Source organism: Streptomyces griseorubiginosus, assembly GCF_017614965.1.
Classification (GTDB): Bacteria; Actinomycetota; Actinomycetes; order Streptomycetales; family Streptomycetaceae; genus Streptomyces; species Streptomyces griseorubiginosus_B.
The window spans coordinates 24,651-37,703 of record NZ_WVUG01000051.1 but is presented as its reverse complement, the minus strand read 5'-3'; the positions used below and the strand labels follow the sequence as shown (position 1 = coordinate 37,703).

Here is a 13,053-nt window from a genome sequence, read left to right as displayed (position 1 = left end):
CCCAAGAGCTGGCCGCCCACGAACCCACCGCTCTCACCGCCTCCACCACCACACCCCCCACCCGCGAGGCTCTCGACGCCGCCGAGGCCGAACAAAGGCGCGTCCGCGCCCGCATGATCCTCCTCCAGGAGGAGCTGGACTGGACCGTGTACGGGCTGTACGGGCTACTCACTCCCGCTGAGGTCGCCCGGACCACCCTCCCCGGCGATCCGGCCGACCTCGCCGACACCGACGTACCCGAAGAACTCAAGCTCGGCCAGCGGGCGTTCGAGATTGCGCTCGCTCGCAGCGGCGCCGATACCGCGTGGTTCGACCGGCACGACTCAACCGATGACCGCACCACCGAGATTCCCCCCTCCCCCGACTGGCCCGAGTCTTACCGCCGTATCGTTCAGGCGCGCCTCGACCTCATCGCCGACAACAAGGACATCCGCCTGATCGAGCGGCCCGAGTTCAAGCGCCGGTGGTTGACCGAGTCTTGGAAGAAGCGCGAGGCCGCCGCCCTGCGGTCCTGGCTGCTCGACGCCACCGAGCGCGAGGAACTGTGGTTCGAGGAACGCGACGGGATCGACTCCCCTCGGGCGCTCACCATCTTCCAGCTCGCGGACGCCCTCCGCCACGACGAGGATGTTCAGGACGTCGCCAGGCTCTACGCCACCGATGTCCTCGAGAAGCCCGACGCCCCGCTGTCCACGGTTCTGAATGACGTCATCAAAGACGAGCACGTCCCCCACCTCGCCGCCCTCCGCTACAAGGAGTCCGGCCTGCGCAAGCGCGCCCAGTGGGAACAGGTCTGGGACAAGCAGCGTGAGGAGGACAATGACGGCGAGCGGCGTGACATCAAGCCCCCGCCCAAGTACACCTCAGCCGACTTCCTCCAGCACAGCTACTGGTCGAACCGCGGCAAGCTCGACGTCCCCAAGGAGCGGTTCATCTCCTACCCGGGTTCCTCCCCGGACAACGACCCCTCCCTCCTCATTGGTTGGGCCGGCTGGAACCACCGCTACCAGGCCGAGGCCCTCGTCAACCTCCTCAACGACCGACTGAATGTCGACGGTTGGCCCAAGGAGGACCCCCGCTTCATCCCACTCCTCGCCGGGCTCGCGGAGGTCATGCCCTGGGTGAAGCAGTGGCACGACGAGTACGACGACGAGTGGGAGGGCAACCCGGCCGAGGACTTCAACAGCGCCCTCACCATGGGCCTGTTCGGCCGCGGCCTCTCTCGGGACGACCTCGCCGCCTGGCGCCCCGAGAAGAAGCGGGGCGGTGCCCGGCGCGGGTAAACACGCTGGAGGGGGCGGGGTTATGCAGTTCCTGCCCCCTGATACGCGTATCGCTCCGGTCAGCCGCGCCCCGCCATCCGTAGGAACGCCGTCCACTCCGTGGGAGTGACCGAGAAAGCGGGTCCCGAGGTCCGCTTCGAGTCCCGTCCGTGGACGAGCGATTCCATCCGCGCGACCTCGACGCAGTCGCCACCGTTACCCAAGAGCGCAAGCCTCGTCGTAGCCGAGCTCGCCACGAACGCCGCCACCCACGGCGCCGTACCCGGCCGCGACGCTCTACTGCGCCTCACCCGAGCCGACGGGCGACTGCGGATCGAGGTCAGCCTCACCCGAGGCGAGCGCCACGCCACCGCGAAAGCAGCCGCCGCTCGCGCCGACGCCGAGACGGGCCGCGGTCTGCTGATCGTCGAGCCCCCGTCGAGACCTGAGGTGTGACGTCCCGCACAGATGCACCGGGCAAGGTTGTATGGGCGGTGCTTCCCACCGAAGGCCCAGGCACCTCGACCTGACGCCGAACCCCGCCGATCTTCCCGGCCGTCCCACCAGCCTCCCCACCCCTGGCAAGATAGACAGACGTGGTGTAGGAGCCCGGCCGCGGCAGCCGGGCGCGAGGATGCGGTGGGGAGCGGAAGCGGCTGATGGCCAAGGGCAGCGGGACCGTGCTGAGGGATGTCCTCGACATCAAGGAGGACCTTCACTCCGGTGACTTCAAGGTCGCCCTGTCCGAGGGGTTCACCGGCGAGGCGGCCGGGTCGATCGACGACTACGTCGTCACGGCGCAGCTCCAGGGGGAGTTCCGCAAGGCACTGAAGCTGGTCGGCAGCGCCCTGCGGAAGAACGCCTCACACGCCGCGTACCTTCATGGCTCCTTCGGTGCCGGTAAGAGCCACTTCCTGACCGTGCTGCACGCCGTCCTCAACGGTGACCCGGCTGTCGAGAACAAGACCCGGCTGCGTGAGGTGATCGCCGAGCACGCGGACTGGCTGCCCGGCAAGAAGTTCCTCATGGTGCCCTACCACCTGGTGGGGGCCGCGAGCCTGGAGTCCGCCCTGCTCGGCGGCTATGTGAAGGCCGTACGCAAGGAGCGGCCCGAGGCCCATACACCTCTGGTGTACCGGGCCGACTCGCTGCTAGCCGACGCACGCGCGCTGCGCGCGAACATCGGCGACGAGGCGTTCATCCGGCTGCTGCCGGCGCCCGTGGCCCCGCAGGCCGAGGAAGAAGAGGTCGACGCGGACGACGACGAGGACGGCGAGCTGAAGCCCATCGGCGCCGCCCCGGCCCTCGGCTGGACCGGCGCGGGCCTCGACGCCGCTTTCAAGGCGCCGGCCGGTGATCCGCAGCGCAACCAGCTGCTGACCGCCCTGTTCAGCGGGCCCATGAAGTCGTACGCGGACACGGTCAGCGGTGACGCCGCCGCCTATGTGTCCCTTGACGACGGGCTCAGCGAGATCAGCAAACACGCCCGGTCGCTCGACTACGACGGTGTGGTGCTGTTCCTGGACGAGCTGGTGCTGTGGCTGCAGGCCAGGATGTCCGACCGGACCTTCATCAACGACGAGATCCAGAAGCTCGTCAAGCTGATCGAGTCCAGCAACCCGGACCGGCCCGTGCCGATCGTCTCGTTTATCTCCCGTCAGCGCGACCTGTCCCAGCTCGTGGGCTCCGACATCCTCGGCTCGGACGTGGAGAACCTGCAGTCGGCCCTGGAGTACCTGAAGGAGCGCGTCACCGTCATCGACCTGGAGGACCGCAACCTCCCGGAGATCATCAAGGAGCGGGTGCTCAAGCCGCTTCCCGGCCAGGAGCGGGCGCTGGACGCCGCGTTCGCCGGGGTCGACAAGGCGGGCCAGCTCGTCAAGGACGTACTCCTCGACGACGAGGGTGCTACCGGTGCCGACTGGGAGGACTTCCGGTCGGTCTACCCGCTCTCCCCCGCCCTGCTGAATGTGCTCGTGGCCCTGTCCGGCGCGCTCCAGCGCGAGCGCACCGGTCTCAAACTGGTCCAGCAGCTACTGGAGAAGAACGCCGACGCCGAGATCGGCCGACTGATCCCGCTCGGTGACCTGTGGGACGTCCTGGTCGACAACAACACCACCGCCTTCACCGCCAAGCTCCAGCAGGAGTCGGAGACCGCCCGCCGCTTCCACGCGAAGGCCCGGCACTTCCTGCTGAACAAGTACGGGCGGGCCGATCACCCCGAGTTCCTCGCCGACGAGCGCTTCGTCAAGACGCTGCTGCTCGGCGCGATCGCACCGGACGTGCCCGCGCTGCGCCGCCTCACCGCCGGCCGGCTTGCCGCGCTCAACCACGGTTCGGTGCGCTCGCGAGCCGTGCCCGTGCGGGACAAGGTCATCGAACGGATGCGGGCCCTGCAGGGCGAGTTCCCCACCGAGCTGCGCTCCGAGGGCACCGACGACCCCGTCTTCTCGCTGCACCTGTCCGACCTGGACGTCGAGCCGATCCTCGACGCCGTCGTCGGCGAGGACAAGGGCGGCGTGCGCCGCACCTGGCTGCGCGAGCAGCTGTGGGAGCTGCTGGGCCTCACCGGTCGGCAAGGCCAGCTGGTCGACGAGAAGAAACTCGTGTGGCGTGGCTCCGAGCGCACCGTGGAGTTCGTGTTCGGCACGGTCTGTGACCCGCGCAGCGTCGCGGACGAGGCCTTCGAACCGGCCACCAAGGGCAACATGCGGATCATCCTCGACTGCCCCTTCGACGAGGAACAGAGCCGCTCCCCCGACAACGCCTACCGGCGCGTCGCCGACCTGAAGAAGTCGAATCGCGGTGCCCCCGTCCTGGTCTGGCTGTGCGACCACTTCTCCGAACAGCGCAAGGCGCAGCTGGGCCGCCTGATGCGGATCAACTTCCTGTTGGAGCGCGACCGGCTGTCCGACTTCACCCGTAACTTCCCGCCGGACGACCGTGCCAAGGCCCGCCGCCAGCTGGAGCACGGCCGGGAAAACCTCACCCGCACCCTGGTCGAATCGCTGCGCGAGGTGTACGGGCTCGCCGAGGCCAAGGAGGGCACGCTGGGCGCCGAGGTGCCCGACGGGCGGCATGTGCTGTCCCTGCAACCCGAGTTCCCGCGCCCGCAGCCCGAGGGCAGCAAGCCCTTCGACCAGGCGGTGGCGCAACTCGCGGACGGGATGTTCTCCGCCCTCTACGACAAGCACCCCGACTTCGGTCCGGGGCCGGGGACGACGCCCAGGGCCGTGTCCATGGGCGATCTCACCACGGCGCTGAAATGGCTCACCGCGGCCATGGACGAGGGCGGCCGGACCGAGGTCGACCCGAAGGAGCTGCGCACCGTCAAGCGCATCGTGGAGCCCCTGGAGCTGGGCACCGTCCACGACGGTCCGCTCGTCGTACGCGGTGACCAGCTGCGCAGCCAGATCAACCGGGCCGCCGCCGCCCATGGGGAGCACGGCGAGCTGCTGGTCGAGGACATCCGCAACTGGATCAGGGACGATCTGGGCCTGCGCGGCCTCGACAAGCACGTCTCCAGCCTGCTCATCGCCGCCTACGCCCTGCTCGACGACCGCTCCTGGGTGCTGTACTCCGGCACCGAGACCACGCCTCCCCCGCTCTCCGAGATCGGCCTCGGTTGGAAGCTGCGCTCCCAGCAGCTGCCCACCGAGGAGGAGTACGCCACCGCCCGGGACCGCGCCGGACGGCTGTTCGGCGTCACCGCCAAGCCCGGCCTGTACGCGCGCAACGTCAACCGGCTCGCCGCTGACGTCCTGGCCAAGGCGGCCACATACGAGGAGAACGTCGGCAAGGTACGCACCGTGCTCAAGCGGCACGCCGCGCTCCTCGGGCTCGACGGGGACGGCAGCGCTCCGCGCACCGTGGTCCTGCGTGAGGCCGCAGCCCTGCTGGCCCGCCTCGTGCGCCACGCAGAAGACGCCACCGGCCTGGTGTGCGAGCTGGCCTCCGTCTCGTACGAGACCCCCGCCCGGGACCTCTCCCACGCCATGTCCAGCGCCTCCGACGTGTTCACGGCCCTGGACGACACCAACTGGCGGCTGCTGAGCAGCGTGCACGGGCTCACCGGCCGGGACGACAGCATCGGCGACCGCGCTCAGCGGCTCATGGAGCGGATCGGCGAGGCGGCGCGCGCCCCCGAACGCGAACGGTCCCTGATCCCCGTACTCCGCGAGATCCGCGACCACGGGCACGCACTGCTGGATGCGGCCCTGCAGCTGGAGAGGCCTGCCGTCGCCGACGATCCCGCCGGACCCGACCCTGTGACGGACGCGGGGCAGATCACCCTGTCCGAGCACGGGACCCCGCCAGTCCCCTCGGATCCCGCGCGGGCGCCCAAGGGCGAGCAGGACCCGCTGTCCTGGGACCCCGAGCCCGGCACCGGCGGTTCCGGCCCGCGGCGGGCCGCCCGACGAGTCATCGCCGCCGGCCCCGCCGCGCTCGACGCCGACCTCACCGCCGTACGCGAGGAGATCGAGGCCTTCCGCGCGCTGCACCCGGACACCCCGGTGGAGATCTCCTGGCGTGCCGAGCCGGACGGTGAGCGCCGGTGACGGTCACCCGGCCCGTCGCCGGCCGGCGCGCCATCGAAGTACTCCTGCAGACCGAGCTGAAGAAGGCACCCGGCCGTCGGCTCGTCCTGGTCGACGCCGTCTGGGACCCCGCGGAAAAGGACAGCGAGTTCACCGTCACGGTCGGCGGCGAGCGCCGTCGCGTCGTCGTCAGCGACCAGCACTCGCCGCTCGGCGTGGCCGACGCCTGGCACCGCCATCTCGCGGGTGGCGCGGTGGAGGACGACCGCGTCCTCGTCGTCACCGGCACCGTCGCCCCCGACCAGCTCGGCCTGGACCTGCGCGCGCATGCCGTGTCCAAGCATCCGCTGCCCGTCGACCGCGCCGAGATCGTCGTGCAGCTCTTCGGCGCGACCGACCTGGATCCGCGGATGCTGGGCGAGCACTGGCTGCTCGACGCGCTGCTGCAGGCGGAACCGCTCGACGGCTGGCCCCGGGTCGGTGCCGTCCTCACCCGTGACCGGGCCGTACGGGCCCTGCTCGGTGCCCGCCTCGGGCTCGGCGACCCCGCGTCCGACACCCTGGACCTGGACGCCGACACCCTGTTCGCCTGGACCCGCACCCCGGCCGGGCCCTCCCTCTACGAGGCCCTCCCGAAGGACGAACGGGACGGCCTGGCGAAGTGGCTGACCCGCGCTGTGGGGCCCGCCGCCCCCACACTGCTCGCCCTCGCCGCCGAGGGACGGGGCAGTGATGCGCTGCCGCTCGGCGTGCTCGCCTCGGCCGCCCTCGGCTCGCAGACGGCGGAGGCCGCGGGCTTCGCCCTGGGCACCCTGTTCGGCCCGGCCCTCGCCTCCTTCGACACGCTGCGCCCCTTCGCGGACGCCGCCACCGGCGTCCTCACCCGCTGGATCGCGCAGGCGGAAGGCACCGCCCCACCGTCCGGGCCGGTCCGCTCCCGGGTGCTGGCAGTTCTCGAACGCGCCGACCGACTCGCCGCAGACGCCCGCCTCACCGATCTGGTCCGCGGTGACCAGCTGCTCCCGTCCGGCTATCGGGGGCGGCTGCGGACCCTGGCGGCCTGCCTCGGCAGCCGCGGCGACGGCGCAGTCGCGGTCGCCGAGTCCGCGCTGCGCGACCTGGGCGCACACCAACTCGCCGCGCTGCACGCCGAGTCCACCGAGACTGCCCGCACCGCCGTACGCCTGATGCGCTGGCTCGCCGTCGAGCCCGCACCCTTCGCGACCGTCGGCCAGGCAGTCCAGGAACACCTGTCCTCGTCAGGCTGGGCGGACCTCGCCATCGGTGTCCTCGCGGAAGGAGACGTCTGGCGCGACGCGGCCGTCGGCGAGGCCTACCGGCAGCTGATAGGAGCGGCACGGGAGCGGCGCGCCGCACTCGACGCACGCTTCGCGGACCTGCTCGCCTCCTGGTCCGAGTCCGCCCGCCAACAGTCCAACGGGGGTGCGCTGCTCATCGAGGACGTCCTCGCCAAGGCGGCGGCGCCGCTTGCCCAGGGCGGCGGCCGTCCCCTGATCCTCGTCCTCGACGGGATGAGCGCGGATGTCGCCGTCCGGATCGCCGGGGAACTGGACGGCAGGGCGTGGACCGAGATCGTGCCCGTCGCCGAGAAGGGCGCCCGGCCACGCCGGCAGGCTGCGGTGTCCATGCTGCCGTCGGTCACCCGCGTCAGCCGCGCGTCGCTGCTGTGCGGGCGGCCCTCCGAGGGCGGCCAGGCCGCCGAGCGAACCGGTTTCACCGCCTTCTGGCGCAAGCGCCACCGCGGGGCGCATCTCTTCCACAAGGGTGGATACGAGGGCCCGCCCGGTCACCGGCTCGCCCCCGAACTCGTCCAGACCCTCGCCTCCGACGATGTCGTCGCCGTCGTCGTCAACACCATCGACGACGCCCTGGCCGACGGCCGGGAGGGAACCAGCGGCCGCTGGGGCCTGGCCGACATCGGGAAACTGCCTGACCTGCTCAACGCCGCCCGCGATTACGGACGTCCGGTCGTGCTCGTCTCCGACCACGGGCACGTCATCGACCGCACCGAACGCGGCCACCTGCCCGCCGAAGTCACCGGGGTGCGTGGCGCCCGCTGGCGCACCGGTGACGACCCGTGCGACGGCGAGGTCGTCTTGACCGGTCCACGCGTGCAGACCGACGGAAAGCGGATCATCGCCGCCTGGCGTGACGACCTGCGGTACACCGCACGCCAGGCCGGCTATCACGGCGGCGCCGCGCTCGCCGAGGTCACCGTTCCCGTGATCACTCTGGTGCCGTCCGAAGGGGGCGTGCCCTCGGGTTGGGCACTGCTGCCGCCCGAGTCGGCCGAACCCACCTGGTGGAAGGCGTCCGACACGACCGAAGCCGACGCCGCACCCGGTCAGACGCTGGAACAGGCTGACCAGGGGCCCGTCGCCCCGCAGCAGCGCCCCACCGCGTCGTCCGGCCCACTCACCCTCGGGCAGCGGACTGTGCGCAGCGCCCCGTACCGGACACAGCGCGAGTTCGTCCGCCTCGCGCCCACCGACAAGGCCGTAGAGGCGGCTCTCGACGCCTTGGATGCGGCGGGCGGAAAACTGTCGCCCGGAGCGGTCGCCGCGGCCGCTCAGGCCGCCACTGGCAAGTCGCAGCGCAACCCCGCGCGCTTCGCCACGATGCTGGAGCGGCTGCTCAACATCGACGGCTACCCCGTGCTCCAACTGGTCGAGTCAGGCCGCACCGTGCAACTCGACCGCGCCCTCCTCACCCAGCAATTCCCCTCCGCTGAAGGCACCGCATGACCCGCCCGGCCCTCGACATCAGCGCCGCGCGCCGCCGCGACGTTGTCGACGCGCTGCGCCGCGGCACGGTCCCGCAAGCCGGGCTCGGCCTATTCGCCGTCGGCCTGGAGCGCTTCGAGGACGCCCTGGACGACGACCTGACCACCGTGGCGCGCGGTGGGGCCGCCTTCCATGCCCTGCGCGGGGAGTACGGCTCCGGCAAGACGTTCTTCGCCCGCTGGCTCGCCGAACGGGCGAAACGGCGCGGGCTCGCTGTCAGCGAGGTGCAGATCTCCGAGACCGAGACCCCGCTGCACCGGCTGGAGACCGTCTACCGCAGGCTCACCGAACGGCTCACCACCGCCACGCACCAGCCGTCCGCCCTACGCGCCGTCGTCGACTCCTGGTTCTACACCCTGGAGGAAGAGGCGCTGGTCAGCGGGGACCTGGCGGACGACGACGAGGAGGCACTGGCGGCCGCCGTCGACGTGCTGCTCGAACAACGACTGGCCACCGTCGCCCGCACCACCCCCGCCTTCTCCGCCGCGCTGCGCGGCTACCGCAGGGCCGTGGCAGCAGGCGACGGAGCACTCGCCGAGGCCCTGATCGCCTGGCTCGGCGGGCAGAAGTCGGTGGCCGCCGCCGCGAAACGAGCCGCCGGAATCCGCGGCGACCTCGACCACTTCGCCGCTCTCGGCTTCCTCCAGGGCTTGCTCACCGTGCTCCGGGACTGCGGGCACCCCGGCCTCCTGCTCGTCCTCGACGAAGTGGAGACCCTGCAGCGAGTTCGCGGCGACGTGCGTGAGAAGTCCCTGAACGCTCTGCGTCAGCTCCTCGACGAGATCGACACCGGGCGCTTCCCCGGCCTCTTCCTCGTCATCACCGGTACCCCCGCCTTCTACGACGGCCAGCAAGGCGTCCAGCGCCTCGCACCCCTTGCTCAGCGCCTCGCCACCGACTTCAACACCGAGCCGCGCTTCGACTCCCCGCGGGCCGTACAGCTGCGCCTGCCCGGCTTCGGCCTTGCCTCGCTCAGCGAACTGGGTCGCAAGGTGCGCGACATCTACGCGGCCGACGCCCGCCACCCCGAACGACTCGCCACGCACGCGGATGACGCCTACCTCAACGAGTTGGCCCGCGCCGTCACCGGAGCACTCGGCGGCAAGGTCGGCATCGTGCCGCGTCTGTACCTGCGCAAGCTGGTTGCGGACATCCTGGACCGCATCGACGAGTTCAAGGACTTCGATCCGCGCAGGCACTACTCCCTCACCCTGCACACAGCCGAACTCAGCGACATCGAGCGCAACGCGGCTACCAGCGCCGCGGAGATCGCCCTGGACCTGCCGTGACGCACCGGACGTCCGACACCGCAGACGAGTGGCCCGCGCCGCCAGACGCCTTCGACCTTCTAGATCCCGTCCTCGGACACCACATCGTCAACACCCTCGGCTGGCACATCCTGCGCCCTCTCCAGACAGAGGCGGTCGCCCCGCTCCTCGACGGCGAGGACGCCGTGCTGCTGGCCCCCACCGCGGGCGGCAAAACCGAAGCAGCCGTCTTCCCCCTGCTGAGCCGGATGAACGGGCGAGGCTGGAAGGGCACCAGCGTGCTGTACGTGTGCCCGCTTAAAGCCCTCCTCAACAACCTGCACCCGCGCCTGGAGACGTACGCGGGCTGGCTGGGCCGCAGAGTAGGCCTTTGGCACGGCGACGTCACCACCTCGCGCCGCCGCCATCTACTCGTCCAGCGCCCCGACATCCTGCTGACCACGCCGGAATCCCTGGAGTCCATGCTGGTCAGCACGCACGTCGACCATCACTCCTTCTTCAGCGGCCTGCGCTCGGTCGTCATCGACGAGGTCCACGCCTTCGCTGGTGACGACCGGGGCTGGCACCTGTTGGCCGTACTTGAACGCCTGGGGCGTGTCGCGGGTCGTCCCCTCCAACGCGTCGGTCTCTCCGCGACCATCGGAAACCCCGCTGAGCTGCTGGGATGGCTCCAGGGCTCTGGACACGGCCGCCGTCCCGGCCGCGTCATCGCCCCCGAAGCCAAGCAGGTGCCACCCCCGACAGGGGTCACGCACCCGGCCGGAGACATCGAACTCGACTACGTCGGCTCCGTCGCCAACGCCGCGATCGTCATCGCCGCTCTCCACCGCGGCGAGAAGCGCCTGGTCTTCTGCGAGAGCCGACGCACTGTCGAGGAGCTGGGTGAGCAGCTGCGCCTACGCGGTGTCACGACCTTCCTCTCCCACGCCTCGCTCTCCGTGGACGAACGCAGACGGGCCGAATCGGCGTTCGCCGAGGCACGGGACTGTGTGATCGTCTCGACCAGCACGCTGGAACTCGGCATCGACGTGGGCGACCTGGACCGGGTCATCCAGCTCGACGCACCCCGGACCGTCGCCGCCTTCCTCCAGCGGCTGGGCCGAACCGGACGCCGCTCCGGCGCCAGCCGCAACTGCCTCTTCCTCGCCCTGGACGACGACGGCCTCCTCTCCGCAGCCGCCCTGCTGCTGCAGTGGTCGCGCAACTGGGTGGAACATGTCACTCCGCCCCCCGAGCCCCGCCATCTCGTCGCCCAGCAACTATTGGCCCTGTGCCTTCAGGAACACCAGGTCGGCGAGAACCTGTGGCAGCAGTGGTGGGGCGGCATCGGCCCCTTCGGCCCTGGAGCGGCGCCCGTCGTCCGGCACCTGGTCGAGCAGGGCTACCTCAACCAGGACTCGGGCCTTCTGTTCATCGGCCCGGAGGCCGAACACCGCTACGGCCACCGGCATTTCATGAACCTGACGGCCGTGTTCACCGCGCCGCCCGAGTTCACCGTCCTCAACGGCCGCACCGAGATCGGCCGAACGGATCCCGACCTACTCACCGAGGAGGTCCAGGGGCCGCGCAGGCTCCTGCTGGCCGGACGCAGCTGGCAGGTCACCCACATCGACTTCAGCCGCCGCCGCTGCTTCGTCACCCCCGTCGACGAGGGTGGGCGGGCCCGGTGGGCCGGCTTCGGCGCCGAGCGGATCCTCTCCTTCGAGCTCACTCAGGCCGCGCGCGACGTCCTCCTCGGAGAGGACCCGCCCGTGCGCCTCACTGGGCGGGCCACGGCACGCCTCACTCAGGCCCGCGAAGTGCTCCTGGACACAGTGCATCCAGGAGGTACCGTCATCACCCGCCGCTCGGACAGGGACGTCCGCTGGTGGACCTGGGCTGGCCACCGGGCCAACGCCACACTCGCCGCCACCCTGCAGTCTGCTGTGTCACCCCACCGGCGCGCCCACGCCCACTGGATCCGGCTACGGGACGACCTCACGCCCAAAGAGTGGATGAACACCGTGGACCAGGCACACGAAGGCCTCACTCTGCCCGAAGTCGACTGGCACGCTGTACGCGGCCTGAAGTTCGCCGAGGCGCTGCCCCCCAGTCTGGCGGAGGCAACGCTGGCCGCGCGCACTGTGGACGAGGCGGGTGCTCGTCTGACCCTTGAAGAGCCAGTCAGGTTTGCGATGCTCCAGGCCGAAGGATGACGGCGGCTGTCATCGCTCGACTTGTATGCCCAAAACAAGCCCGACATCGCGGAGTTCGACCCTCCTCTCGACAAGCACTGCCGAAGAGGCTCGTCGAGCAGGTCGACCGAGAGTGAGTGCCAACGGCGACTTCACCGAGCCCCACCGTGCACGGCTGGGAGTGAAGTCCAGCGTGCGGCTGACAAGTCCTCGATGGCACGGGCGATCTCTGGCCACGGCGCGCGCAGGACGCCGAAGAGCGACCAGTAGCCGTACATGTCCCGAACCAGGGCCCCGACGCCAAGGCGTGCGGCGTCTCGGTCGATGGTGTCTACGACACGCCGGGTGATTCCGCCCGCTCCTCGGGCGGCTGGGGTGATCCCGTGTCCGAGGAGGAGCGTGGCCGTGCGGATGGCATCCAGCGTGGTCGGCGGCGCAGTCCCGGCGAAGCTGCCGTAGATCAGTTGCTGCCAGCGCTCCTGGGTGCGAGCCCATGCCAGGCGTTCCAGGCCGCTGCCGAGGTCTACGGCCATCCGGCCTGGGTGTTCGGTGTTCCACAGGAGGACGATGTCGCCAAGGGTGCGGTCCAGATGGCGGAAGCGCAGCGTGATCCCCTCCACCTGACGCCGGCGCCACGAGATCAGGTCGCCGTTGATACTCAGGTGCCGTGCGTGGAAGCCGAGTTGGGAAAGGGCCGTCAGCCAGCCATCGAGAATCGCGCCGTACTCGTCCAGGCCGCGTATGGGCTGGACCCTGGACACATTGACGAAGGAGGTCAGGAAGCCGTCCTTCAAGTGGCCGGTGGCGTCGCGCTGGCCCGTGAAGCGGACGACTGGCTGGGGAAGGAACCCGCTTCGGTGGGTTCGGAGTTGGCCGTCCTTGAGGAGTGGGTCGAGTGCCTGTACAGCGGAGATGGTTAGTTCGGTCTCCCGCCCCCAGCGGAGTGGAAGGCAGGCATCGCGTGGGGCCCCAACTCCGGCGAAGCCAGTCTCCAGGGAGTCGAGCAG

At 70.6% G+C, this 13,053-nt stretch carries 8 protein-coding genes; 6 read left to right on the top strand and 2 right to left on the bottom strand.

Annotated features, from left to right (window positions below; genetic code table 11):
* A partial coding sequence (gene pglX / locus GRC12_RS13040) for a BREX-2 system adenine-specific DNA-methyltransferase PglX (protein ID WP_208779392.1) occupies positions 1 to 1,283 on the top strand: 1,283 nt, incomplete at its 5' end.
* A 59-nt stretch (positions 1,284 to 1,342) separates the two neighbouring features.
* On the opposite strand, the gene GRC12_RS13035 is transcribed toward pglX, so the two are convergent.
* Positions 1,343 to 1,450: a DUF397 domain-containing protein gene (locus tag GRC12_RS13035; RefSeq protein WP_208779391.1), complete on the bottom strand. Its 108-nt coding sequence runs from the start codon at positions 1,448 to 1,450 to the stop codon at positions 1,343 to 1,345.
* Between GRC12_RS13035 and GRC12_RS46705 the strand changes: the two genes are divergently transcribed.
* The 5 genes from GRC12_RS46705 to GRC12_RS13015 all read left to right on the top strand — a co-directional run bounded on the left by GRC12_RS46705 (position 1,449) and on the right by GRC12_RS13015 (position 12,067).
* Entirely contained in the window at positions 1,449 to 1,718 is a 270-nt protein-coding gene (locus GRC12_RS46705) for an ATP-binding protein (protein WP_308286541.1), read from the top strand. The genes GRC12_RS13035 and GRC12_RS46705 overlap by 2 nt on opposite strands.
* A gap of 203 nt (positions 1,719 to 1,921) precedes the next feature.
* Positions 1,922 to 5,821, top strand: coding sequence for a hypothetical protein (locus GRC12_RS13030; RefSeq protein WP_208779390.1), 3,900 nt, complete (start codon positions 1,922 to 1,924; stop codon positions 5,819 to 5,821).
* On the top strand, positions 5,818 to 8,565 hold the full coding sequence (pglZ, locus tag GRC12_RS13025) for a BREX-2 system phosphatase PglZ (protein ID WP_208779389.1): 2,748 nt from the start codon (positions 5,818 to 5,820) through the stop codon (positions 8,563 to 8,565). Before GRC12_RS13030 ends, pglZ begins: the two co-directional genes overlap by 4 nt.
* Positions 8,562 to 9,893: a BREX system ATP-binding protein BrxD gene (gene brxD / locus GRC12_RS13020; RefSeq protein WP_208779388.1), complete on the top strand. Its 1,332-nt coding sequence runs from the start codon at positions 8,562 to 8,564 to the stop codon at positions 9,891 to 9,893. The genes pglZ and brxD overlap by 4 nt, the downstream gene beginning before the upstream one ends.
* Entirely contained in the window at positions 9,890 to 12,067 is a 2,178-nt protein-coding gene (locus GRC12_RS13015; protein ID WP_208779387.1) for a DEAD/DEAH box helicase, read from the top strand. The genes brxD and GRC12_RS13015 overlap by 4 nt, the downstream gene beginning before the upstream one ends.
* A 131-nt stretch (positions 12,068 to 12,198) precedes the next feature.
* On the opposite strand, the gene GRC12_RS45535 is transcribed toward GRC12_RS13015, so the two are convergent.
* Entirely contained in the window at positions 12,199 to 12,840 is a 642-nt protein-coding gene (locus GRC12_RS45535; RefSeq protein ID WP_244372707.1) for a hypothetical protein, read from the bottom strand.
* Positions 12,841 to 13,053: the final 213 nt, after the last annotated feature.